Here is a 24102-nt window from a genome sequence, read left to right on the forward strand (position 1 = left end):
TTCCTGTGTTTTTTGTATACACAGTATAGCAAAAATGGGGGTAAAATGCAAGAAATCTTTACCCCCATCTCTTTCCATTTTCTTGTATTTCGTAACTGTTCAGTACCTGACCAGTTACGAATGCAAAATCCATGGAAATCGGCTTCGCCGATGGGATTTTGCACTCCCAAATCATGTTCATACGCCCTCAGCAGCTAGTGCTTCGGGCTGTTCTGAATAGTTACCGCACTTCTTTTATCAGAATCAGCTTCTTTCCGGGCCGGATCTCCTCCGGCGCGCAGCCGTTGATTTCACAGATGCGCTCTCCCGTGCTGCGACAGCTTTTCGCGATCTCCCATAGCGTATCGCCGGGCTGTACCGCATAAAGCACAAAAGCAGGCAGCGCTTTCAGAGCCGTCAGATCCAGCGGCTCCTCTGTCACGGACACCACATGCTCCGCCCGCTCCTTTGCCAGCACCAGGATCTGCAGCAGTACCACACCCTTCACATCCATCTCCGTCCCGCTGACCATATCCACCGCAAGCTGGTCGAGGATAGCATCCAGATACCAGACGCTGTCCTTTGTCATGCCCGGCACCTCGATAAGCTGCTCAAATGGAATCGCTTCTTTCCGACATAGAATCGGATGGCTGTCATCCGAGGTGATGTAAAGCACTTCCACCTGTACGGCGCCTTCTACCCGAAGTCCCTGCTCCACAGCCGTACAGTCATCCAGCTTCACCTCCCCGCTGCTGTGACAAATCTGCAGAATCTGCATATCCGTCTGCTCCGTGGTCATCCTGCCCGATACCCGGCACCTGGAAGCACTGTTAATCAGAAGGCGCTCGTAGTCCGTCTCCGCCTTTTCCGGAATCAGCTCTTTTTTCAGGCTGTATACATCAGCCACCAGATCGACGCCTTCCTCCTCATACATGCGGATATCCAGGTTCAACACCGCGTCCACATGAAGCACCCGCAGCTCACCGTCGTAATCCGGCTTCACCTCCAGCTCCGCCCCTGCCAGCACAGCTCCCAGACTGGCCGCAATGCCCTCCCTGCTGCCATGAACATCAATATGGCTGTTAAAGGGAACGCTCTGCTCCAGCCATCCGGTTTTCTGCTCCGTTTCCTCGCTCTCATAGAGTACGAATACCCCCAGCTCACCCTTGATCAGGATTTCATCCTCACCGGGTCGAAGCTCCATGCCGCGTAAGGCCACGTCCTGCCAGATGAGTTCCCGGATATTGGGCTTATTGGCCGGAAGAATGATTTCATCCTTAATGCGGCAGGTATCTTTCTTCTGCACCGTCAGAGCCGCAGCCGTCCGGTGCTCGGTCCGGATTTCCGCCTGTTCCCCGCCCTCCAGGGCTGTGGTCAGGGCTTCCTCCGCCAGCTCCTCCACAGTCAACTCCAGGGTTCCCACAGCCTTGATTCCCATTTTCCGGGAATTGATGAGAACTGCAAAGAGATCCTCCAGGATGCCGTTCAGCTTCAGGCTGTCGCCGTCTTTCGCCCCCTCCACATTCATATTTTCCTCAAATGGAATCTGTCCTTTGACGCTATGTAGACCACCCTCATCTGAATCGTCAAGATAAAGGACATAAAAACGCAGATTTCCGCGTATCAGCGCCCGGCCATTTTCCACCCGGACTTCCCCGATCTCCAGATCGCCTTTCTCCTGTACAATCATACTCACATCCGGCATGGTCTCCGGAATATTATAATCATCGTCCAGCGTCATCTGACTGACCGCTTTTCCCTTCTGTCTGGTCATACGGATGGTTCTGCGGACAAGCTCCATAAATTTCTGCCTCCTTATTTTCCTTTTATCTAATCTATGCCCGGTTTTACTGAAATACCACCGGTTTATCCAGATAAGCGATTCGCACCGTAAGATACGGAAAGCTTTTCTCCTTCCCGGCTCCTTCCTCCGGTCCCGGACCGATGAGACTGGTGTCGAAATAGATGGCATTTTCCGTCAGGTACAGGTCATTTACTGCGATGCTGTAGCCGCCGGTCTCCTGCTGTCCGTATCCCACGCACAGATACAGCCCGTCGTTTTCCTCATAAGTCAGTTTAAAGCTTTCGGTTTTCTTTTCCTCCAGAATATCGTAAAGTTCATCCGGCAGCTCCCGTCCCGATACGATGGTGTAATCCAGATCGGAAAGCTTTTTTGTGGCATTGGTCTGCATTTTACAGCCGATAAAGCTTAAGGAAAGCAACAGCATAAAACTTGCCGCTATCATCCGTTTTCCTGTCATTTTCTTTTTACCGCCTCCCTGTCTTTATCTATATCTATGGCGCCCGGGCACGTCCCATTCCCTTTTCTGTCCCGCCTGTGCCTTCCCGGCGACTGATATTTTAGGGAAATCCCCCGTAATCCTTGTTTTTTCATGGCTTTTTTATTATAATAGCGGAAGGTGAAGCTTCACCCCAAGGAGGAGAATTATGCGTTTAAAAATGACTACCGCCGAGGATCCGACCAATTACCGGTACAGCGGCGTTCTGGCACACCCAACTTCCTTCCCGTCCCCCTACGGAATCGGTGATTTTGGAAAGGGCGCCTATGATTTCATAGATTTTCTGGCCGAGAGCGGGCAACATCTGTGGCAGATTCTGCCCATGGTACCCATCACCTCATTCGGCAACTCACCCTATCAGGGCTATTCCGTGTTTGCGGGCGAACCGCTTCTCATCAGCCCTGAGCTGCTTCTGAAGGCCGGACTACTGGATCAGGGCGACCTGCAGAATATTCCGAATTTCGACCCGGGTCGGGTGGATTATGACCGGGTACGCGAATACAAGTATCCCCTTTATAAGAAGGCCTTTGAGTGCTTCGAAAAGTCTGAGGATTCGGATCTTCAGAAAAACTACGATGAATTCTGCCAGAAAAATGAGGACTGGCTCGCCGATTACTGCCTCTACATGGCCCTGAAGGAGGAGCAGGACAATCTCCCCTGGACCAAATGGCCTGAGGCCCTGCGGAATCTGGATAAGCAGAACCGGGCATTCTGGGAGGAGAAACTGAAAATGGGCATCCATTATCAGGCTTTCCTGCAGTTTATGTTCGATACCCAGTGGTATGCGCTGAAAAAATATGCCAACGACAAAGGCATTGCCATCGTAGGCGATATTCCCATCTTCGTATCCCCCGACGGCGCCGACGTATGGGCCAACCGGAAGCTGTTCCAGGTGGATACCAAGGGTTATCCGTCCGCAGTGGCAGGCGTTCCGCCCGACTATTTCAGCGCTACCGGCCAGAAGTGGGGCAATCCGCTCTACGACTGGAAGGAACATAAAAAAGAGGGCTACCGTTGGTGGATCGACCGGGTAAAGCATCAGCTTGACCAGGTGGATTATGTACGCATCGACCATTTCCGGGGCTTCGAGGCCTATTGGGAGGTTCCGGTGGACGCTGAGACAGCCATGACCGGCGAGTGGAAAAAGGGACCGGGCGCGGATCTGTTTCTGGCCATCCAGAAAGAGCTGGGCGACGACCTTCCCATTTTCGCAGAGGATCTGGGCCTGATTACGCCCGAAGTGGTAGCGCTTCGCGACCAGTTTAACTTCCCCGGAATGCGGATTCTGCAGTTCGCCTTTGAGGGCGGCGAGAGTACTTTCCTGCCCCACCAGTTCGATACCCGCAACTGCATCTGCTACACTGGAACCCATGATAATGACACCACCGTGGGCTGGTATCAGCACACATCCGAATATGCCCGTGACAAGGTACGCCGCTATATGAACACCGACGCTTCCAGCGTCAGCTGGGATTTCATCCGGATCTGCCTGGGCACCGTTGCCCGCTACGCCATTTTCCCGGTACAGGATCTTCTAAAGGTGGGCAGCGACTGTCGCATGAACACGCCGGGAACTGCAGAACACAACTGGGAATGGCGTTTCCGCGAAGGCGAACTGAACCCCGGCATGGCCGGCGGACTGCGCCAGATGACGGAATTGTTCGGACGATAGGAGGCTGCCATGATACGTTTAATACTTGTAGCAATTGTGCTTTTTGGCTTTCTGATTCTTGGAATTCCGCTTCTGCTCATTGAGTGGGTAATTGGAAAATTTAATCAGAAATGGAAGGACTACAGTTCTCTTCGCCTGGTGCAGGGTGCGTTTAAGCTAATCATGTTCATGACCGGCGTAAAGCTCACAGTCATCGGCGAAGAAAATGTGCCAAAGGACAAAGCGGTGCTCTATGTGGGCAACCACCGCAGCTATTTCGACGTGGTGATGACCTACGCCCGCTGTCCGGGGCTTACCGGCTATGTGGCCAAAATCGAAATGCTGCGCTATCCGCTCTTACGGGACTGGATGAAGAATCTCTACTGCCTGTTCCTGGATCGGGATGACATTAAGGCCGGACTGAAAACGATTCTCAAGGGAATAGAATACATTAAAAATGGAATCTCCATCTGCATTTTCCCGGAGGGAACAAGAAATCACCACGATGAGCTGCTTCCCTTTAAGGAAGGCAGCATGAAGATGGCTGAGAAGACCGGCTGTCCGATTATTCCCATGGCCATTACCAATTCCGCGGAGATTTTCGAGGATCACATCCCGTTTATCCACCGTTGTCATGTGATTCTGGAGTACGGCGAGCCGATTCTGGTCTCCGAGCTCTCCAAAGAAGAGAAAAAATTCCTGGGTGCTTATACCCAGCAGAAGATTCAGACAATGTTGGATAAGAATAAGGCATTGTTATAATTAGGAGGATATTATGAAAATCGTAGTTTTAGCCGGAGGAACCAGCACCGAGCGTGATGTATCCCTGATTTCCGGAAGCAATATTTACCGCGCACTGAAAAAGAAAGGCCATGATGCCATTCTGGTTGATCTGTATCTGGGCTATGAAGGTGACCTGGCTATCAATGAAGATATTTTTAAGGCAAATGTGGAATGGGATAAGGATGTAACCGCCATCTCTGCAGAACAGCCGGATCTGTCTCATCTGAAGGAGCTCCGCAAGGACGGCGGCAAGAGCCTGTTCGGTCCCAATGTGCTGGCGCTCTGCGATATGGCTGACATTGTATTTCTGGGACTTCACGGAGCCAACGGCGAAGATGGCCGCGTACAAGCCACCTTCGATCTGATGGGCATTCCCTATACCGGAACCGATTATCTGAGCAGCGCTATCGCCATGGATAAGAGCCTGTCCAAGCAGATGTTCCGTGCGGCAGGAATCCCGACCCCGAAGGGAATCACCGCTAAGAACGGTCAGAAGATTGACCCGTCCACTGTCCCCTATCCCTGCATGGTAAAGACCACCTGCGGTGGATCCAGCGTGGGAACCTACCGGGTGGAGAAGCCCGAGGAGCTGCAGAAGGCTCTTGACGATGCTTATTCCTTCGGCGACGACGTCATCATTGAACAGTTCGTCTCCGGCCGCGAGTTCTCTGTGGGCGTAGTAGACGGCAAGGCTTACCCGATTATCGAGATTGCGCCGATTCACGGCTTCTATGATTATAAAAACAAATACCAGGCCGGAAGTACCATCGAGACCTGCCCGGCAGATCTGCCCAAAGAGCTGACTCAGAAAATGCAGCACTACGCAGAGATGGTATTTGAAGCACTTGGCATGCGCTCCTATGCCCGCATGGACTTCATGCTGGATACAGAAACCCTAGAAATGTACTGCCTGGAAGCCAACACGCTGCCGGGTATGACGCCCACCAGCCTGCTACCCCAGGAGGCTGCTGCTTTGGGCATGTCCTTCGAGGATCTGTGCGAAAAGCTGATTCAGGTTTCCCTGAAAAATCAAGAGGTATAAATGATGAAGCATATGTCTTTAGCAGAAATTGCAACAGCCTGCGGCGGTACCTATGTGGGCGATGACAGCTTAAAAACTGTCGAGGTAAACGGCGTGGTCATTGACAGCCGCAAAGTAGAGCCCGGCTATCTCTTCGTGGCCGTAAAAGGCGAGCGGGTTGACGGCCATACCTTCATTCCGTCCGTCTTCGACAAGGGCGCAGCCTGCGTCCTCTGTGAGGACGCGCCGGAGCAGCCTGCCGGACCCTATATCCAGGTTTCTTCCACACTGGAAGCCATCAAGGCCATCGCAGCCTGCTACCGCAGCACTCTGACCATTCCGGTGGTGGGGATCTCCGGCAGCGTAGGCAAGACCAGCACAAAAGAAATGATTGCCTCGATTCTCGGACAGCATTTTCACGTACTGAAGACCGAAGGCAATTTCAATAACGAAATCGGCCTGCCGCTGACCATCTTCCGCATCCGAGAAGAACACGAAGCGGCAGTCCTGGAAATGGGAATCAGCGACTTTGGAGAAATGACTACGCTTGCCAGCATGGCAAAGCCGACTGTCTGCGTTCTCACCAATATCGGTCTCTGCCACCTGGAAAACCTGAAAACCCGGGACGGAATCCTGAAGGCTAAAACCGAAATGTTCGACCAGGCCATGCCAGGCGCGCAGATCATTGTAAATGGCGACGACGATAAACTTATCACACTAAAAAGCCGAACCCCGCAGCCGACCTTCTTCGGCCTGGATCCTTCTCTGGATCTCTACGCCGAAAACGTGGAAAACTTAGGGCTGGCCGGTAGCCGCTGCGACTTCGTAACCAAAGCAGGCCGCTTCACCGCCACCATTCCGATACCCGGCCACCACATGGTCTACAACGCCCTGGCCGGCACAGCCGTAGGTCTGGCGCTGGGTCTGACCCTGGACGAGATCCGGGCCGGAATCGAGACTCTGAAGCCCGTCAGCGGTCGAAACCATCTGATCCATACGGACAAATGGGATATCCTCGACGACTGTTATAACGCCAACCCAGTCTCCATGGCCGCGTCCCTGGACGTGCTGACCAACGCACTGGGCCGTAAAGTAGCAATCCTCGGCGATATGGGCGAGCTGGGTGAAAACGAAAAGCTACTCCATTACAACGTAGGCTGCCACGCCGCCGACAACCAGATCGACGCCATCTTCGCCGTAGGCGAGCTGTCCAAAGAGCTAGTAAAAGGCGTACATGCAAAAGATCCGGACGGTAAGCTTATCTGTAAACACTTTGATACAAAAGAGGCTCTCTTCGAGGCGCTGCCGCTGCTGCTGATGCAGGGTGACTCCATTCTGGTAAAAGCTTCCCATTTCATGGAGTTCCCGGAGATCGTAAAGTGGCTCGAAGATCACGGCAACTAAGACAGCCGGAGACCAAGCGAAAATTTTCCACACACAAGTATACTATTGAGAACCAGGGCAGGGACTTTGTAGTTCTCCAGTGTCCGATAAACGCTGTACACCGGAAAACAACAAAGCCCCTGCCCGTCCGTCTTCACATACCATTATTTAATTATTGCCCCCGCAACAGATCATTCGCCACCGGCCTGTAAAACTCCCTCTGAAAGGTATCAAAATCATACCCCTTCCCCAGCAGCCACATCAGCTTCGCCACCAGCGCCTCCGTCGTCATATCATAAGCCTGCAACAGATGATAGCGCGACATCGCCTTAAAGCCCACCTCGTAGAGCTCCACATCACTGCCCTCCAGCATAACCTGCGTCGCAATCACCACAATACAATTTTTCCGTGTCAGGCTTTCCAGCTTATCCAGAAAATTCCGCTCATCCGCAAAGGGAATGCCGCCTACGCCGTAACTCTCAATGATAACCGCATCATAATTATCCCCAATGTAATCCAGAATATCCGGTTTGATACCCGGTACCAGCTTCAATAAGAAAACCTTCGGTGCCAGCTTCTGTGAGAAGCTGACCGGCTTATCTTCGCCCTTCAGCTCCACGTAACGCACCACCCGGTCATTGTCCACGAAAGCCGCTATCGGGTAGTTGATGCTGTCAAAGGCATTGAAGCTCTTAGACCGGACCTTACGGGCCCTGGTCCCCAGAATCACTTCGCCGTTAAATACCAGATAGACACCATTGACATTTTCCTCGCAGGCAAAGCGGAAGCTGTCCCTCAAATTCTTGCGCGCATCGGTGATGGTTTTCACCAGCGGTTTTTGAGAACCTGTGATCACGATGGGCTTATGCGGATTCTGAATCATGTAGGACAGAGCCGCAGCCGTATATGCCATGGTATCCGTCCCGTGTGTGATTACAAAACCATCATAATTGTCAAAGTTTTCTTCTACAGCCTTTTCAATCATCTGCCAGTGCTCCGGCTGAATATTGGTGCTGTCCACGTTCAGCAACGGAAGAATCTCAATCTCGCAGAAATCCGTGATCTCCGCAAGACTTTTCCGGAGATCTTCCGGGGTAATCCCCGGGCGGAGACCCTCGTCCGTATCTACCGACGCAATAGTTCCGCCTGTCAGAATCAGTAATATTCGTTTCATTAAAATTATCCCTTTCTTCTACTATAAAAACCCCTCTACATAAGCCTGTGATTTCGTTTGTATATATGTATATCACATGTATATCACAGAAATACATAATGGTCAATAGGTTTTCTGAAATTTTCCGTTCTCCCATTGATACTTGTCTGAAATACCTTTATAATAAATTTAAATTCATCTGTTTATTAAAGAATTTAGGAGAAGTAGAGCTATGGCATTGACTTTGAATCAGAAAAATCTTTCCGCCACGGAGACGATTCTGGAACAGCTTCGAAATGACATTAATAATTTTGTTTATGACGAGCATTTTATTACAGAAGCAGAAGTTTCCGCACACTTTCAGGTAAGTCGGACCCCTGCAAGGGAAGCATTAAATACCCTGTGCCAGGAAGGAATCCTCGATAAGATTCCAAGAAAGGGCTATCTCATCCGCAAGCTTTCGTTCTCCGAGCTGCAGCAGCTCTGCCAGTACCGCTCCATTCTGGAATGCGGGGCCGTGGAATACGCGATACGATTTGCTTCCGACTCTGAACTGGACAAAATCTCTGAACTGGCCAATCAGAAAATCGATCCGGACGATCCGGATTTCTATAACCAATATCATGCGCTGAACCTGACTTTTCATCTTTCTATCGCCAGGCTCACAAAAAATGTATATCTCATCTCCGCCCTTGAAAATGTATTTAACCGGCTTCGCAGAGATCTCCTGATAGACGGACGTTCTAATCTGGAGAATTCTCTCGATATGCATATTCAGCTTGCGGCTGCCATGAAGAAACGGGATCTGGAACAGGCGCATCGTATCACCGCCGACCAGATCGATTTTGTAGAAAAACGACTTTATCTGCATTGAACCTCCATTCTGTCATCTCATCTCTAAAATGTAATTATTTTATATTTTCGAAAGTGCATGAGTATAAAAAAGAATGTGCCGTTGGCACATTCTCGCGCCGAGGCGCGGTTGCTTCAGCAACCATCTACCACTGCGCCGAGTGCGATAATATTTTTTATACTCTTTTACTGCACGAACCCATCCTGCACAATATCCTGAATCACCTCGGTGGGAATCACAAATTCCACGCTGCCCATGCTCATGGGAGCCACTTCTCCTTCGTCAAATACGATAACCAGCCTGCCCTCCTCGTTGATGTAGAAGGTGGTGTCCGCTGTAACAGACTTGAAATCCCATTCCGGAATATCGCTGTCCAGCCAGTAAGTGACATTCTCATCGGCAGCCATCTGCTCCTTCATCTGCTCCTTAATATTCGCTGTAATCGGATCGATGAAGTTGGTGCCTTTTTTGAAGATACCGCTTAAGTTAATCATCTTACCGGTCTGCTTGTCGATATGGTATATTTTTACTGTTTCTTCGCCGCTGGCCATGACTACCAGCTTGTCAAAGCGGATAGAGAAAAGGCGGTCCGAATCGGTAATCACCTGATAATCCAGATCCACTGCCTGATATCCCTGGCCATCTGCGGCCTCCACGTCTGCCTGATACTGGGCAATGATCTCGTCGGTGTATTCCTGGATGCTCTGGTTGATGGCGTTGGTGCTTTCCTGATTGACGGTGCCGTCTTCATTTTTCACCTCTACCTCCGGCACCTTAACGTCGGCGTACATCTGATTGGTGCTGTCCTGATATTCCCGGAAGGTGACAACCTCCGCGATAGCTCCGATGACCGGTATTTTCGCCATGGCGTGGGCGATGCTTGCTCCGGAATTGGCCATAACTGTGATGGCGAGCAGTGCGGCTGCGGTCGCTCCTCCGACGGTTTTTGCAAAGGTAATCATTTTATTATTTTTCTTTTTCATGGGCTTCTTCCTTTCTATGGCGGTCTGTCGTTCCGTTTCCATATCTTTTTTTGCTTCCCGGATGCCTGTCTCTACGCGCTGTCTCAGCTCTGCGGGAATGAAAGTCTCATGGTATTCCTGATTCATTTTATCTAACCTCTCATCCTTCATAGCGCAGCTCTCCTTCCGTTAATTGAACCCGGAGCTTCTTCAGGCTCCGATACAATATGGTTTTGACGGTATTCGTATTTTCGTGCAGAATACGGGCGATGTCGTCCAGCTTCTGATCTTCGAAAAACCTTAAGATCACCACTGCTTTTTCCCGCTCATCCAGAATTTTCAAGGCCTCCAGGGTATCGAAGTCCTGATAGGTATCCTCTTTGCCGGTCTCGCCTGCCGCATCAAGTTCTGTCTCATTTTTCCGGCTGCGGATGTAATCCACGGCTGTATTCATCACAATGCGCCAGAGCCAGGTGCGGATGTAGCTCTCCTGCTGTACCTTGGACGCATTTTTTATGGCTTTATATACACTTTCCTGTACGATGTCCAGGGCGTCTTCTTCGTTTCTTACGTAAGTGTAGGCCAGCCGGTACATGGCTTCGTAGCTGTCCAGGATCTGGTCTTCCACTTTTTGCTGTAAAGACGGTGTGTTCATCTTTCGTTACGCTCTCCTTCTTATTTCTTCACTTCTATCTATTAGACGGCACGCTTTTATAAAAAGTTTTGAGAATTTTATCTTTTTCATTTTCTGCTATAAAAATTACCCTGAAGAAAAGCCTGTGTCAACCGGCATTTTCTGTCAAGGTAATTTCAAATTCTCTCTATCGCTTTTAGAAGCTGTGTCCGCCTCCGGAGCTGCCTCCGGAATCGCCTCCTCCGGAACTGCCTCCTCCGCCGCTGAAGCCGCCACCGCCGCCGGATCCAGAGCTTTCGGATTCGGTATAGGTGTAGGTGCGTATACACTCTTTCGTGGTCTTCAGGGTGAATTTATTGGTTTCGAAGGGCTTCACGTTCCATTTTTCTTTGCTCGCCGTCATGCTCCGCGATATGCGCAGGTACAGATAATTGATCAGAAAGCCCAGGATAATCGCCAGGAACAGGTTGTTGATACGCTGCATGGGCCGCCGGATACTGCTGCCGGTGAGAAGACTCTGACACTGCTCGAAGGCTCCGATGGCGCAGTCATCGTAGCGTCTGGCACTGGCCAGGCGGTAGATATTATCCGTAATGGAGTTGGCGTCCCGGTTGCGAATAATGTGGCGGGTGGGGCCGGTACAGTACAGATAGATTTCCCGGTTATACATGTCGATGGCGAACATGACCACCGGCGCTTTCTTGGAGCTGCCATAGTAACCCGCGCAGATCTTCTCGCAGACCGTCGCCGTGTCGGAAGCTTCATATTCGTCCGTGGTATAGAAAATGACGTTAGCGTACTCGGAGATAGGCTCCATACTGGCCAGAACCGCCTCCTTTTCGTCGTCTCCCACCAATTCTGCCTTGTCCCGGTAAATGACGTCGTAACCCAGGCCGTCATAATATTCCGGCTCGTCGGGATTACGGGTGGAGCCGGTACCGTCTGTAGCTGTTAAGGATGGGATCTGCTTTTCTGTCACCTCTGCCTTAGACGTCTGCGCCTGTTTCACAGCTGTTTCCGCCGAAATTCTTTCCACGAAAAAACTGCCCAGACCGACGCCCAAAATCACCGCGCACACAATCCCTGTTTTACAAAGAAGGCGCTTTTTCTCTCTCCTTCTACTCACGGTTATGCCCTCCTTTGTATAGCTCGAACTGCGGCATGGGCCGGGAACAGCTCAGGTTGTAGTCTCGGATGATTTCCAATAGCATCAGAATATCTACGCCGAAAGCCGCCATAATCGCTCCGTAATACCACAGATCCTCCACCGGGTTTACATAAGCTGTCACCCCAAGCAGCAGCGTCACAAACAGGCAAATCCAGTCTGCCGGAAGGGTCCGGGTCCGATTTTTCCAGAGCTTCGTCCGCTTCGGCATATCCTTCAGCAAAATTATCAGCTGAAACGCCGCCGATACCAGCGCCAAAAATATCTTCAGTGACTTGCTGCTCTCTATGTAGGCGGTATCGCTGAAAATGACTATGATAAAGGCAAGCAGGAAAATTGCGATGGGCGCTCCGATAATGCAGGCCACCACAACCAGAGCTATCCGCCATTTATCGTTGTTCAGATGCTTTTTCCGATGCTTCTTCTTTACTTTATATTCCCGCTCAATCTCACGCCGGTACAGCTTTTGAATATTGGAATGCCAGAGCAGGCACAACACCATGTTAAACAGTGCCGTAATACCCAGCATGGTCTTCGCCGTAAACATCAGATCCTGAAACAGGCTGAACACCACGAACAGTACGGCTGCAATAATCAGAGATACTTTCGTAAATTTCTTCTGATCTACCGGCACGTCGCAGCTGATATTTTTATTCCGGCCCTCGATGGCTGCGTAAGCCACACGTCCACCGTTCCGGTAGGACATGAACCAGACCGGCTTCAACACGTCGCCTGCATGCCGGATATGAAGAATCGGCTCACAGGTGGCACGGGTAGCTTCCATACCGGCCAGATTATCATTGAGCTGATTTTCCAGCTGCTGGCCCGCCACCGCCCGGGCGTAGGGCTCGTAGACCTCCGGCGGCACATCGGCGGTATCCGCGTAGAAACCGCAGAGAAAGCCCGGCGCGAAAAGCCGTCCGCCACCCCGGTCTATTCCGTCCTGAATCCACTCGCTCTGCTCATCCGGGAAGGATGAGGACGCCGCATGGGTGATATCGCTCACTTTACCCGAGGCTTCGACGTTCATATTCCATTCCTTTACCGTATAGTGCCGCTTTCCTTTTTTCTTACCGGTATAGGTGGTGGTCTTTCCCTTCAGCTGATACGCGCCCCCTGCCTCCGCCTCGTAGGAATGACTGGGCACATAGATACCGCGAAATTCATGTTCGGCCTCCGGATTCTTGTATTCCTCCGGCACATAAGAGCACTTGGCGATAAATTCCCGGAACCGTTTCCGGCAGTCCTTCTTATCCACAGTAAATGGGAAAATGCGGAACGGAACCTTGATCTGCTCCGTCCTCTGCTGCAACACCGCAGACGCGCCGCAATAGCTGCAAAAGCCCGCGATGGTATGATCATTGGTGTAGATTTCACCGCCGCACTGGGGGCAGCGAAAGGCCTGGATCTCGTACAGATCTTGTTCTGCGTCCTTCTCGCGCTTGATTGAGTCCACGTCAAAGCTGCTGCGACAGCTTCCGCATTTCAGCCTGCCAAGCTTAATATCATACAGCAGCTCGCTGCCGCAGTTTGGGCATCCGTACATGGGGTTCACCTCCGTATTTTCGAAACTGGAATTTTACAAATTGCCTCGAACTTATCCCTATTGTATCAAATTTCGCAGCCTGATGTATAGGATAAGTTGCCACATTTTCGCATAATTTTTCCGGCTATTCATATAATACATCAGATCTTTTCTTCGGGTATCTATCTTATGTCAACTTTCTATGCGATTGTGGAGGCTTTGAACAACTGCCTCTGGGGGATCCCTATGCTTCTGCTTTTATTCGGGACGCACCTTTTTCTGACCTGGAAGACGGGACTGATTCAGCGGAAGCTTCCGCTGGCTATCCGGCTGTCGCTGACGCCGGACGCCGCAGTGGGCGCGGAGACGGGAAATGGCGACGGCGGGCTTTCGCCCTTTGCTTCCCTGACCACGGCTCTGGCCTCCAGTCTGGGCGTCGGAAATATCGTCGGCATGGGGACGGCTGTGGCGCTCGGCGGACCCGGGGCGGTGTTCTGGTGCTGGATCACCGGTTTCTTCGGGATAGCAACCACCTATGGGGAGGCGCTGCTCTCTCTTAAGTTCCGGGTGTACACTCCGGACGGGCAGCCTGCGGGCGGGCCCATGTATGTTCTGGAGTACGGGCTGCGCCGGAAATTTGCCGCCGTCCTGTTCGCGGTCTGCGGCGTGCTGGCTTCCTTTGGTATCGGCTGCGCGGTGCAGGTGCACGCCATGGCAGATACGCTTCCGATTCCGCCCATTATCACAGGATTGGCGGTCGGACTTCTCACCTGCTTTGTAATCTTTGGCGGCAACCAGGCTATTTCCCGGGTCTGCGAGAAGCTGGTGCCCTTTATGACCCTGTTTTATCTGCTGGGCTGCCTTATGATTCTTGTGGCAAATCGGGCTTTCCTGCTGCCAGCCTGCCGCCTGATTCTGAAATGTGCCTTCGCGCCCCGGGCTGTCTCAGGCGGCATGGCAGGCTCCGGCCTGTTGTTGGCAGCCCGCTACGGGGTAGCCCGGGGTCTTTTCACCAACGAGGCCGGAATGGGAAGCGCGCCCCTGGCCGCTGCAGCCGCCCGCTGTTCCGATCCGGTGCGGCAGGCCCTGGTGGCCTCCACGGCCACCTTCTGGGACACGTTGGTGGTCTGCCTGATCACGGGACTAGTCATTGTAAGCCATCTGCTGGCTCGGGAGCCTGCCCTTTTGGCTTCCGGCGTGGCCCTTTCCGGCAGCAGCTTTACCTGGCGGGCCTTTTCTGCCATTCCTTGTCTTGGGCAGCCAGTGCTCTTATTCAGTATCGTGACCTTCGCCTATGCTACGATTCTCGGATGGTCCTTTTACGGGGAGCGTTGTCTTACATATCTGTTCGGGCCGAAAGCATTGTTCCCGTATCGGCTCTGCTGGATTTTTACGCTGGTGTTTGCACCGATGCTGGAGCTTACGATGATTTTCGAGATTTCAGATCTGCTGAATGCGTTGATGGCGCTGCCGAATCTGCTGGGGCTTCTGCTGCTGGCGGATGTAATCCGGGACGAGACCAGAATCTATTTTTCCGGGAAATAAAGTTTCGCACGGGCAGATATAGGAAACACCCTAAGGGTGTCCCTGGATGCCCGTAGAACATGGGCAAATATAGGAAAAGGGACTGTCATCTTCTTCCATGTGCTTCGCGCTCACCTCAGAAGGACAGTCCCTTTTGATTATTGTCTATACTGTTCGTTTCCATATTCAATTTTCCTCGGCCTCTTTATAATACCGGCTCCTCTGCAAAGCTTGCGTAATACTCCTTAAAAAACTCATTTACCAGCGCTAAAATCTTCTTCATAAGTCATTCCATCCTTTCTTTAAAATGCCCATGTTCTAAGGGCATCCAGGGATACCCTTAGGGTATTTCTGTGCTGAATGTCTTCGGGATTTTTAATCCCTTGTTTCTTGTTGTCTTTACTATAACACCTTGCAATTCACTTGTGAAATACATATAATAAAAGCATCTTGATACTCAAAAAGTATAACGCAGGAGGCACCCATGGAACTCAGACACATTCGATATTTTAAGGCCGTCGCAGACGAAAAGAACTTTACCCGGGCAGCGGAGAAGCTGAATATTGCCCAGCCTCCCTTAAGCCGTCAGATTCAGGATCTGGAAAAGGAGCTGGATACGAAACTGTTTTTGCGCAGCCCCCACAGTATTTCCCTCACCGAAGAGGGCGAACTGTTTCTTCAGTACGCCAACCAAATTCTCGACCTGGTCAATAAATCTGCAGAGGAAGTCCGGGAAGTGAAGGAAGGCCTGCAGGGTATGCTCTACATTGCCTCCGTCGAGGGCTGCTGCCCCCACCTCTTTTCCGCGTGGATTGCGTCCTTCCAGAAACGCTATCCCCATGTACAGTACAATCTCTGGAACGGCAATTCCGACGACGTTAATACCCGCGTCTCCAAAGGTCTCTGTGAGATCGCTATGATTACCGCCCCCTACAATAAAGAAGGCTTTGAGGTTCTTCCTGTCTGCCGGGAGCCCTGGGTGGCTCTGCTTCCCCATGATCACCCGCTGGCCGCCCTGCCCGGAGATTCTATTACACCGGAACAGCTTCTACCCTACGACCTTCTGATTCCTTCCCGGGAATCCCGTAAGCAGGAGATCGATCGGTGGTTTCTCGGAACTGGCCGGAAGCCCGTCATCCGCGGACGTATCGCCCATATGGTCAATGCCTATGAGCTCAGTCTCCACGGCGTCGGCGTCTCCATTTACCCGGCCTCCATTTCTTCCCTGATTCGAAGCGACGAACTCTGCGTAAAAAAAATCGACCACCCGGACGCCTATGCTTCCTATGCTCTCATCTGGAGCAAGAATCATCAGCTGTCACACGTGGCCGAAGAATTTATTATGCATGTAGAGAATCAGCTTGCGCAGGAGTCTCCGACTGAATCAATTTTGTAACTTTTTTCATACAGTACAGACAGGTCGGGAAAATATAACAACAGGCAGATACCCAGGCCGTCTGATCCGCAAAACAGATGGCCGTATAGCCAAAGGTCCCCACAAAGCCCACGCTGACGATGATCCGGGCAATCATTTCCGTCACGCCAGAGAAAAAGGCACGTCCGGAAAAGCCCAGTCCCTGGGTCACCATGCGGGACACGTTCAGGATACCCAGACTCCAGTAGAAGAATCCCATGCACCGCAAGTATTTAGCGGAAGCGTCCAACACCTCCACGTTATCCCTGCTCAGGAACATCATGGACAAGGAGCGCCCAAACACAATCAGTACCAAACCTGCAAATATACCGTAGCCCACGGCCACAGCCATTCCCTGGAATAACCCCTGGCGGATACGCTTCGCCTGACCCGCACCCAGATTCTGACTGCAAAATACAGAAACCGCAGTCGCCATGGCGTCAAAGGGACACAACGCAAACTGTTTGATCTTTACCGCCGCTGTAAAGCCCGACACATAGATGCTTCCCAGACTGTTATTGGCAGACTGCATGACCATACTGCCAATGGCGGTAATAGAAAACTGCAGACCGGTAGGCAGCCCCATCATCAGCAATTCCTTCACAGCTTCTCCATCCATCTTTTGGTTTTCCCGGCTCATCCGCATCAGTTTCACCCGGCGGATGATAAATCCCAGACATAAAAGTCCGCTGACAGCCTGTGCAGTAATCGTCGCAATGGCCGCTCCGGCGCAGCCCCATTTCAGAACTATGATACAAAACAGATCCAGAAAGATATTTAAGATAGCCGAAAATGCCAGGAACAGAAACGGCGTCCGGCTGTCTCCTACCGCACGCAGAATACTGGAAAGATAATTATACAGAAGTGTAAATGGCAGGCCGATAAAGATCACCAGCAGATATGCATACGCATTTGCGAAAATGTCCCCCGGCACGGACAGAATCTGTAAAATCCAGTTACACAGAGACATACAGAGCACTGTCACGATCGCCGCAATCATCGCCGTCAGAACGCCGCCATTGAAGATATAGCGCCGCATGGTATCATACTTTTCCGCGCCGAAATACTTCGCAATCGGAATGCCGAAGCCCGCGCAGCTTCCCATACAAAAGCCCAGTACCAGAAACTGTACACTGCTGCTGGATCCCACTGCCGCCAACGCCTCCGCGCCCAGGGTCTGGCCTACGATGGCTGCGTCGATGATATTATAGGTCTGCTGCAGAAGATTACCCACCAGAAGGGGCAGGGCGAACTGCAGCATGGATTTTAAGGGATTGTCTTTGATCATGGATGCTGCTGATGACATACTTTTACCTCTTAACTAAAAAACACAATTCAGATACTCTAATGGTTTACTACTTCTCGGTCTTTCTGTCAACAGTTTTCTTTATCCTGCATACCGCGCGCCCTTCTTTGGCGTCCAGTAAAAGCCTTGCATGGTTCTCCGATACGTCAAACACCCGTATCATGTTTCCGAATTCCGCCTTATCCGGCCAGATTTCCCCGAACACATCGTGGAAGGTGTTCAGATAATCCGGACGGTAAATCTTCGTCTTGCTATTTTCATTGATGGCGCCGTAGTAGATGTCCGCCTCCACCAGCTCCTGAAACATGTGGCTGCCGTAGGACAGGGACGGATTGTAACCAGCCTTGCTGTAGGCCACCTCGCAGATGGCAGAAAAGCAGCTCACATCGGAATACTTCACCGGCACGCCAAGCTCCGGGGACGACGTACCGCAGCGTCCCGGCACCAGCAGCATCATATGCCTGCCCTGCTGGCTGAAATACTGGTTGATGACGCCGATCATATGGGCCGCGTCCGGCTTTTTCGCATATGGATACTCGTAATATTTCTGGGGATCCACCCAGACGATGATATCCAGCTTCTCCTCCTTGGAGCGCCACATGGAGGTTCTTCTGACGTCAAATAAAACCTCCTCCTCGTTGCCCTCCGGCATCACGAATTTCTGCTCGGTCACCTGGCGGAGCGGCCTGCACTGGAACAGATTCAGGTGAATCTTTCCGTCTCCGCCCTCCTCCATGGCAAACTCAATATCCACAGGGCGGCCATATTCACTCTCCAGCATTTTCAGAATCCGCTGCATCATGTTCATAAAATCACTGTCATGGGCGATACCCTGACAATCCGCGAACAGCACCGGGCGGTACCGGCCCATCTCCTGGAGCCGCTGTTCCGCATCGGTGTCATGGCTTAATACCAGCTTCTTCCCACGCTCCGGCAAAAGGGGTATCAGCTCCTCCAGCCAGATTGTCTTATGCGCGGCATTTTCCAGATCAAGCACATCCACCTGACGCTGGGAGTACTTGTGGCGCTCGCCCGCGGAAGCATACAAACTGCCCCGCGCGCGATCCAGATCAATCAGTCTCGGATAGTCGCCGGGGGTACGTTCCACCGCTCTGGTTCCCAAACCCAGTACGATACGCAGCATACCGGCCTCGGGATTCATCTGCTCCATCCATTTGTAAGGATTATAGGAGCAGCCCATACCGGCCGCCAGCGGAAGGTAATAGCTTCCCATGCGCATTCCTTCCACCCGCTGAACCAATAAAGCCATTCGTTCATCTGTATGAGTCAGGCCGCGGGTTCTGCGGTATTCTACCGCAGATTCATTCCAGACACTTTTGTATACACGGAACACCGCCACCTTTAATTCTTCAATTCGCTCGTCTTTCTTTCCCTGATTGGTACAGAAGACAGATTCGTATTTTCCGGTAAATGCGTGGTCAAAGCCATCCTCCAGGGTGCTGCTGGAACGAACCACATAAGGATCGTCGCCCAGATGGGCCAGCAGGTCCCCGAATTCCCGTTTCGTTCGCTCGGAGAAGGTCTCCTCCCAGAGATATTCCGCAAATACGTCAGATCCGATAAACCAGGAATGGTGCGGGAGCAGCAGTGACTCATATTCGGGAAGCTTCTCTTTTATCAGCTTTCTGGCAAGCAGTACGCCGCAGGCCTTTCCTCCGATGACTCCGTCGCCGACCTTGTGGCGCAGGACCGTCCGGTAGTCTTCCTCATCAAACCATTTCACAATCAGCTTCTCCATCCGCGGCTCGCGGGTCATCAGCTCATTGCAAAGCAGTCTCTTTTCCTGAAATTCCAGCGTCTGCCCGCTTTCCAGCTTTTCCCTTACTTTTTTCAATTCACTCACTCTGCTCTCCAAGCTACTCACTCCATTCGCAGCCGCTCCGCGATGCGCAGTGGCTGCTATATTTTTTCTACGGCCAGATCGCTCTCGCTTTCTTAGCCTTTACTACACGGTCCACCGCGATCAGATACGCGCCTGTACGCAGGGGAACCTTCTTTTCCTGTGCAATATTGTATACAGCTTCGAAGGAGTTGTTCATAATACGCTCCAGCTTCGCGTTGACCTCTTCCTCGGTCCAGCTGACAGACTGGATATTCTGTACCCACTCAAAATAAGATACGACCACGCCGCCCGCGTTGGACAGGATGTCCGGTACGATGACGACGCCCTTTTCGTTCAGAATCGGGTCTGCCTCTGCGGCGGTCGGACCATTGGCTGCCTCTACGATAAGCTTCGCCTGAATCTTATCCGCGTTGGTTCCGTTGATCTGATTCTCCAGCGCAGCCGGTACCAGAACAGTGACAGGCAGCTCCAGCAGCTCCTCGTTGGTGATGCGGGTCATACCATCTTCCTCATAGCCGGACAGCAGGTTCTTACGATCCTTGCCCAGATATGCCAGGATAGCCGGAATATCCAGACCCTCTTTCTTATAGATGCCGCCGGATACATCGCTGACAGCAACTACCTTCATGCCTTCCTGATGGAGTAGCTTGGCTGTAATGCTTCCCACGTTACCCATACCCTGTACGGCTACGTCGGTGCCCTTCATCTCCATGCCCATTTTCTTCATGATATTTCTTGTGGTGAACATAACGCCGCGTCCGGTGGCCTCATTTCGTCCCAGCGCTCCGCCCAGCTCGATGGGCTTTCCTGTAACGACGCCGTGTACGCAGTGTCCCTTCAGCATACTGTAGGTATCCATCATCCAACCCATAACAGCTGCATTGCTTCCTACGTCCGGAGCCGGGATGTCCTGATCCGGTCCGATCAGAGGCATGATGGCTGCGGTAAATCTTCTGGTGATGGCCCGAAGCTCACGCTCGGAAAGCTCATGCGGATCGCAGACCACGCCGCCCTTGCCGCCGCCGTAAGGAATATTTACAACTGCGCACTTGAAGGTCATCCATGCTGCCAGCGCCTTGACTTCGTCGTTATTTACCGCCGGATGGAAACGGATACCTCCCTTGGCCGGTCCGCGGGATGTGGAATGCTGGATGCGGTAGCCCTCAAATACGCGGGTGCTTCCGTCGTCCATCACCACCGGAACCGATACCTTCAGCTCGCGCTCCGGATACTTCAGCGGCTCGATATCACTCTCACTGTAGCCCAGGATCTGTGCCGCCTCATCCATAACCTTCAATACGTTTTCATAAGGATTGTATGCCATAATGATTTCTCCTTCTCTATTTTACCCCAAAATTTTCTCAATTGCAGCTATTTTTACACATAAAACAAAAATATCCATGGCCTTGGAAAGCTCGTCCTCCGTCGGATAGGACGGCGCGATTCGGACTGCTTCAGGTAGCGTAAGAGGTGTCCCCCAACCCCTCCGTAAGCTTATTCAGCACGATATCGAATTTCTGTCTTAACAGATCCGCCAGCCTCTTCATATGAAGTCTTATGTTCTCCGGCGTCTGGAAATACTGTACGTGACGCAGCTGATTCAGCTTGTCATGGCTGATGGTCTGCGCCGACATATGCTTCCGAAGCTCCGCAATATTGCGGCTGCTGGAAGATATCATATGGTGTACGCCGTAGGCATTGTCCCAGAAGATACGGAAATCGTCCGCCGCCGTCTCCATGGACGCCAGAGCGTCTACCACCGCGTCGCTGTAGCATACGCCGCTGGGATTGGAATGAAGTGGTACGCACCACATACCCTTTACCAGGGGATCCTGCACCAGCTTCTTTGACCGCTCGTCTACCTTTCTCATAAGTGCCTCCTTTTTTCTTTTTTGGTAGTCTTTTTTCCTTGTATTTATTATAAAATCGCGGTATGATATTAGCAAATATCTATATTTATATGTTATATATAATTATTCATCTATGACTATACCGTATTTTCTGCTTAAAAAGCGCATTTTATCTGTCATTTTTATCATCGTTATATAATTAACAGGTGGATTTTATGTTTAGTGGTATCAATTATGTCTATGAGGTATATAGGACGCAGAGTTTTTCCAAAGCGGCGAAGAATCTCTACATTTCTCAGCCGTCTCTGAGCGCCATGATTAAGAAAATAGAAGCGAAGGTGGGTGCGCCGCTTTTCGACCGCAGCACCAATCCCATCCAGCTGACCGAGTACGGAGAACAGTATATCCGGATTGCGGAAAAGATTATGGATTTGGAAGATGAATTTGCCTATTATACGGATAATCTGAATGAATTGAAGACGGGGCATCTATCCATCGGGACTACATCCTTCTTCGCCTCCTATATTCTGCCGAAATATATCTCGCAGTTTTCGGCGGCTTATCCCCATGTGAAGGTAAATCTTTACGAGGCCGATTCCCAGACCCTGGCACAGAAGGCCTCCGTCAATGAGGTGGACATGGTCATCGACAATTTTCACACCAGCGACGACATCTACTGTCACCGGGTTCTGATGAAGGAATACCTGCTGCTGGCAGTCCCGGCTTCCTTCCCGTCCAACCGGCGGGCCACCCGTTATCAGCTGACCTGGGAGGACGTAAACCTGGATACGCACCTGAATCCTTCTTTCCCGGGGGTCCCGCTGGAGAAGTTTGCCGAAGAACCCTTCGTGACCCTGCGGCTGCCCAACGATACCCGCAAGCGCATGGAAAATATCTGCCAGAACGCAGGCGTAAAGCTGAATACCATCCTGAAGCTGGATCAGCTGCTGACCACCTATCACCTGACGGAAAATGGCATGGGCGCTTCCTTTGTCAGCGATACCGTGGTGAAGAAATTATCGCCAAACCAGAATATTATCTACTATAAGTTAGACGATCCGAACGCGGTACGAAATGTGACGCTGTATTATCGGAATCATAAATATCTGACACGAAGCATGTCGGAGTTTATCAAGATCGTACTGGCTAATCAGTAAAGCTTTATGCCATCAGCACTGCCACAATCAGCGCCGGCAAAAGATTCGCCACCTTAATGGTCTTCGGCCAGACCAGATTCACGCCCACGCAGAAAATCAGGATATTTCCCACCATGGACAGGCTGTTCAGCACCGGAGCGGTCATATACCCGGACAGCACCACGGCCAGGGCGGTAATCAGTCCCTGCCAGGCTGCCACCGGAATAAAGGAAAAGATACAGCCCTTCCCCATGGAAGAAGCCATAATCAACACAATGACAAAGTCCAGTATGGCCTTCGCCACCAGCGTAGTATGGTCGCCGTAGATACCGTCCTGAATGGCTCCCATGATACCCATGGCGCCAATGCTGACCGTCAGGGACGCCGTCACAAAGCCGTTGATAAACTGATTATCCCCGTCGCTTCCTGTCTTGTGTTTCAGCCAGCTTCCGAATCGCTCAAACTGATGATCCAAATCGATGATTTCTCCTGCAAACGCTCCGATCACCATGGAAAGCACAATGGTCATGGAGCCTGTCGTATCCAGCGGCAGCCCGCTCTTAGTCGTCACCAGCATTTTTGAAAATGTACCGCCTGCGCCGAGAAACATCACAGAAAACCCGGTCGCTTTCATAATCGTTTCCTGATATCTCTCTTTGATCAGCTTTTTACAGCAGATGCCGGCGATACCGCCAGCGATGATCGCCAGGGCGTTGATTAGTGTTCCCAAACCACTCATTTTATGTCATTCTCCTTCGTATATCATTTTCTGCAATACCTGTTCTAACAGCTCTTTCAGCTTCTCCAGCTCTATGGGCATCCTTTTATAATCAAGTGTTTCATTGAAAATTTATCAATCTGCACACTGTTTTTCCAGTAATGCAATCAGCTCCTGTTCTGAACGTACCTCATAATCCGGCATCACCTCTCCCGTGGCCTGACGCCCTCTGTGATTAAACCAGACGGCTTTCCAGCCCGCGCCCTTGGCTCCCAGAATATCATGTCCGTAAGCGTCTCCCACAAAGCAAAGTTCCTCAGGCTTCAGTCCCAGCTTTTCCCGGGCTGCCTCAAAAATCTCTTTATGGGGCTTTCCCACGCCCAGATCCCCGGAAATCCAGATCCGCTCCATGGGAATCCACCGCTCCACACCCAATGCGCGCACCTTATCGCGCTGATGCTCCGACGGGCCGTTAGTAATAATTCCCAGTGTCATTTTTCTTGACAGCTCCTCCAGCATCCGTTCCATCTCTTCTGTCATCCGGATCTCATGCTGACGCTTCTCATATACACTCTGAAACTGCAGCGCCGTGGGCCCGTCGATGATTTTCCCATAATCCCGGAACGCATTTCCCAGGCGGTAGATGTACATCTCCGCCATGGAAATCTCCCCGCTTAAAGACCGATCGTAGATCAGATCGCTATACTTTCGGCTGGCCAGAAAAGCTCCCTCCAGATCCATCTTTTCCCCGGGAAAGAACTCCAGGAAAGCCTCCTTAAATGGGATGGATAAATCATATAACGTATCATCGATATCAAATAAAATTGCCTTAAGCATATGCGCTCCGCCTTTCCGGAATTGGATTTTTATTCTAAAGGCAG

At 51.5% G+C, this 24102-nt stretch carries 20 protein-coding genes and 1 pseudogene; 8 read left to right on the top strand and 13 right to left on the bottom strand.

The window, feature by feature from the left end; translation table 11 throughout:
• Positions 1-220 precede the first annotated feature (220 nt).
• Positions 221-1780 (bottom strand): DUF3794 and LysM peptidoglycan-binding domain-containing protein, encoded by a 1560-nt coding sequence (locus ACTRC3_RS05450; RefSeq protein WP_349163870.1) that lies wholly within the window; start codon positions 1778-1780, stop codon positions 221-223.
• A gap of 46 nt (positions 1781-1826) precedes the next feature.
• On the bottom strand, positions 1827-2240 hold the full coding sequence (locus ACTRC3_RS05455) for a protease complex subunit PrcB family protein (protein WP_440322114.1): 414 nt from the start codon (positions 2238-2240) through the stop codon (positions 1827-1829).
• 187 nt (positions 2241-2427) lie between these two features.
• On the opposite strand from ACTRC3_RS05455, the gene malQ reads away from it, so the two are divergent.
• From malQ to ACTRC3_RS05475, 4 genes are read left to right on the top strand one after another with little or no spacing between them, the layout of a single operon-like run.
• On the top strand, positions 2428-3951 hold the full coding sequence (malQ, locus tag ACTRC3_RS05460; RefSeq protein WP_440322115.1) for a 4-alpha-glucanotransferase: 1524 nt from the start codon (positions 2428-2430) through the stop codon (positions 3949-3951).
• Between the two features lie 9 nt (positions 3952-3960).
• Entirely contained in the window at positions 3961-4692 is a 732-nt protein-coding gene (locus ACTRC3_RS05465; RefSeq protein ID WP_440322117.1) for a lysophospholipid acyltransferase family protein, read from the top strand.
• Positions 4693-4705: 13 nt separating this feature from the next.
• Positions 4706-5755, top strand: a complete 1050-nt coding sequence (locus ACTRC3_RS05470) for a D-alanine--D-alanine ligase (RefSeq protein ID WP_178038258.1) — start codon at positions 4706-4708, stop codon at positions 5753-5755.
• Positions 5756-5758: 3 nt separating this feature from the next.
• On the top strand, positions 5759-7138 hold the full coding sequence (locus ACTRC3_RS05475) for a UDP-N-acetylmuramoyl-tripeptide--D-alanyl-D-alanine ligase (protein ID WP_440322152.1): 1380 nt from the start codon (positions 5759-5761) through the stop codon (positions 7136-7138).
• Positions 7139-7289: 151 nt separating this feature from the next.
• Here ACTRC3_RS05475 and ACTRC3_RS05480 read toward each other — a convergent pair whose 3' ends face one another.
• Entirely contained in the window at positions 7290-8291 is a 1002-nt protein-coding gene (locus ACTRC3_RS05480) for a type I asparaginase (RefSeq protein WP_178038259.1), read from the bottom strand.
• A 211-nt stretch (positions 8292-8502) separates the two neighbouring features.
• Between ACTRC3_RS05480 and ACTRC3_RS05485 the strand changes: the two genes are divergently transcribed.
• Positions 8503-9144 (top strand): FCD domain-containing protein, encoded by a 642-nt coding sequence (locus tag ACTRC3_RS05485; protein WP_178038260.1) that lies wholly within the window; start codon positions 8503-8505, stop codon positions 9142-9144.
• Between the two features lie 164 nt (positions 9145-9308).
• Here ACTRC3_RS05485 and ACTRC3_RS05490 read toward each other — a convergent pair whose 3' ends face one another.
• The 4 genes from ACTRC3_RS05490 to ACTRC3_RS05505 all read right to left on the bottom strand — a co-directional run bounded on the left by ACTRC3_RS05490 (position 9309) and on the right by ACTRC3_RS05505 (position 13430).
• Positions 9309-10256, bottom strand: a complete 948-nt coding sequence (locus ACTRC3_RS05490) for a DUF3298 domain-containing protein (protein WP_440322120.1) — start codon at positions 10254-10256, stop codon at positions 9309-9311.
• Complete coding sequence (locus tag ACTRC3_RS05495) at positions 10246-10740, bottom strand: sigma-70 family RNA polymerase sigma factor (protein ID WP_440322122.1); 495 nt, start codon at positions 10738-10740, stop codon at positions 10246-10248. Before ACTRC3_RS05495 ends, ACTRC3_RS05490 begins: the two co-directional genes overlap by 11 nt.
• A gap of 175 nt (positions 10741-10915) precedes the next feature.
• Entirely contained in the window at positions 10916-11845 is a 930-nt protein-coding gene (locus tag ACTRC3_RS05500) for a hypothetical protein (protein WP_440322123.1), read from the bottom strand.
• Positions 11838-13430, bottom strand: a complete 1593-nt coding sequence (locus ACTRC3_RS05505; RefSeq protein ID WP_349165406.1) for a hypothetical protein — start codon at positions 13428-13430, stop codon at positions 11838-11840. The genes ACTRC3_RS05500 and ACTRC3_RS05505 overlap by 8 nt, the downstream gene beginning before the upstream one ends.
• A 168-nt stretch (positions 13431-13598) precedes the next feature.
• Here ACTRC3_RS05505 and ACTRC3_RS05510 point away from each other — a divergent pair, with 168 nt between their 5' ends.
• Both ACTRC3_RS05510 and ACTRC3_RS05515 read left to right on the top strand, forming a co-directional pair.
• Positions 13599-14954: an alanine/glycine:cation symporter family protein gene (locus tag ACTRC3_RS05510; RefSeq protein ID WP_440322125.1), complete on the top strand. Its 1356-nt coding sequence runs from the start codon at positions 13599-13601 to the stop codon at positions 14952-14954.
• Between the two features lie 463 nt (positions 14955-15417).
• On the top strand, positions 15418-16329 hold the full coding sequence (locus tag ACTRC3_RS05515; RefSeq protein ID WP_440322127.1) for a LysR family transcriptional regulator: 912 nt from the start codon (positions 15418-15420) through the stop codon (positions 16327-16329).
• Here the strand turns inward: ACTRC3_RS05515 and ACTRC3_RS05520 are convergent.
• From ACTRC3_RS05520 to ACTRC3_RS05535, 4 genes and pseudogenes are all read right to left on the bottom strand, one after another.
• Complete coding sequence (locus ACTRC3_RS05520) at positions 16274-17653, bottom strand: MATE family efflux transporter (RefSeq protein WP_440322128.1); 1380 nt, start codon at positions 17651-17653, stop codon at positions 16274-16276. The genes ACTRC3_RS05515 and ACTRC3_RS05520 overlap by 56 nt on opposite strands.
• 49 nt (positions 17654-17702) lie before the next feature.
• Positions 17703-19517: a PEP/pyruvate-binding domain-containing protein gene (locus tag ACTRC3_RS05525; RefSeq protein WP_440322130.1), complete on the bottom strand. Its 1815-nt coding sequence runs from the start codon at positions 19515-19517 to the stop codon at positions 17703-17705.
• A gap of 67 nt (positions 19518-19584) precedes the next feature.
• Positions 19585-20847: a Glu/Leu/Phe/Val family dehydrogenase gene (locus ACTRC3_RS05530; RefSeq protein ID WP_349165411.1), complete on the bottom strand. Its 1263-nt coding sequence runs from the start codon at positions 20845-20847 to the stop codon at positions 19585-19587.
• Positions 20848-20862: 15 nt separating this feature from the next.
• Positions 20863-21352: pseudogene (locus ACTRC3_RS05535) on the bottom strand (aminotransferase); the annotation flags it as partial.
• Positions 21353-21582: 230 nt separating this feature from the next.
• Between ACTRC3_RS05535 and ACTRC3_RS05540 the strand changes: the two are divergent.
• The gene (locus ACTRC3_RS05540; protein ID WP_440322132.1) at positions 21583-22524 is read left to right on the top strand and encodes a LysR family transcriptional regulator; all 942 of its coding nucleotides are present in this window, start codon (positions 21583-21585) and stop codon (positions 22522-22524) included.
• A 4-nt stretch (positions 22525-22528) separates the two neighbouring features.
• Here the strand turns inward: ACTRC3_RS05540 and ACTRC3_RS05545 are convergent, their stop codons facing one another.
• Both ACTRC3_RS05545 and ACTRC3_RS05550 read right to left on the bottom strand, forming a co-directional pair.
• Positions 22529-23242, bottom strand: coding sequence for a DUF554 domain-containing protein (locus tag ACTRC3_RS05545; RefSeq protein WP_440322134.1), 714 nt, complete (start codon positions 23240-23242; stop codon positions 22529-22531).
• Between the two features lie 114 nt (positions 23243-23356).
• A complete protein-coding gene (locus ACTRC3_RS05550; protein WP_440322135.1) occupies positions 23357-24058 on the bottom strand; it encodes an HAD family hydrolase in 702 nt (233 codons plus the stop codon).
• Positions 24059-24102: the final 44 nt, after the last annotated feature.

The sequence above is a fragment of the Laedolimicola sp. genome, assembly GCF_051972735.1.
Taxonomy (GTDB): domain Bacteria; phylum Bacillota; class Clostridia; order Lachnospirales; family Lachnospiraceae; genus Laedolimicola; species Laedolimicola intestinihominis.

Bases quoted from the DNA above. Each gene is read 5' to 3' on its own strand.
- ACTRC3_RS05450 (WP_349163870.1), bottom strand. From the start codon at position 1,780: ATGGAGCTTGTCCGCAGAACCATCCGTATGACCAGACAGAAGGGAAAA.
- ACTRC3_RS05455 (WP_440322114.1), bottom strand. From the start codon at position 2,240: ATGACAGGAAAACGGATGATAGCGGCAAGTTTTATGCTGTTGCTTTCC.
- malQ (WP_440322115.1), top strand. From the start codon at position 2,428: ATGCGTTTAAAAATGACTACCGCCGAGGATCCGACCAATTACCGGTAC.
- ACTRC3_RS05465 (WP_440322117.1), top strand. From the start codon at position 3,961: ATGATACGTTTAATACTTGTAGCAATTGTGCTTTTTGGCTTTCTGATT.
- ACTRC3_RS05470 (WP_178038258.1), top strand. From the start codon at position 4,706: ATGAAAATCGTAGTTTTAGCCGGAGGAACCAGCACCGAGCGTGATGTA.
- ACTRC3_RS05475 (WP_440322152.1), top strand. From the start codon at position 5,759: ATGAAGCATATGTCTTTAGCAGAAATTGCAACAGCCTGCGGCGGTACC.
- ACTRC3_RS05480 (WP_178038259.1), bottom strand. From the start codon at position 8,291: ATGAAACGAATATTACTGATTCTGACAGGCGGAACTATTGCGTCGGTA.
- ACTRC3_RS05485 (WP_178038260.1), top strand. From the start codon at position 8,503: ATGGCATTGACTTTGAATCAGAAAAATCTTTCCGCCACGGAGACGATT.
- ACTRC3_RS05490 (WP_440322120.1), bottom strand. From the start codon at position 10,256: ATGAAGGATGAGAGGTTAGATAAAATGAATCAGGAATACCATGAGACT.
- ACTRC3_RS05495 (WP_440322122.1), bottom strand. From the start codon at position 10,740: ATGAACACACCGTCTTTACAGCAAAAAGTGGAAGACCAGATCCTGGAC.
- ACTRC3_RS05505 (WP_349165406.1), bottom strand. From the start codon at position 13,430: ATGTACGGATGCCCAAACTGCGGCAGCGAGCTGCTGTATGATATTAAG.
- ACTRC3_RS05510 (WP_440322125.1), top strand. From the start codon at position 13,599: ATGTCAACTTTCTATGCGATTGTGGAGGCTTTGAACAACTGCCTCTGG.
- ACTRC3_RS05515 (WP_440322127.1), top strand. From the start codon at position 15,418: ATGGAACTCAGACACATTCGATATTTTAAGGCCGTCGCAGACGAAAAG.
- ACTRC3_RS05520 (WP_440322128.1), bottom strand. From the start codon at position 17,653: ATGTCATCAGCAGCATCCATGATCAAAGACAATCCCTTAAAATCCATG.
- ACTRC3_RS05540 (WP_440322132.1), top strand. From the start codon at position 21,583: ATGTTTAGTGGTATCAATTATGTCTATGAGGTATATAGGACGCAGAGT.
- ACTRC3_RS05545 (WP_440322134.1), bottom strand. From the start codon at position 23,242: ATGAGTGGTTTGGGAACACTAATCAACGCCCTGGCGATCATCGCTGGC.
- ACTRC3_RS05550 (WP_440322135.1), bottom strand. From the start codon at position 24,058: ATGCTTAAGGCAATTTTATTTGATATCGATGATACGTTATATGATTTA.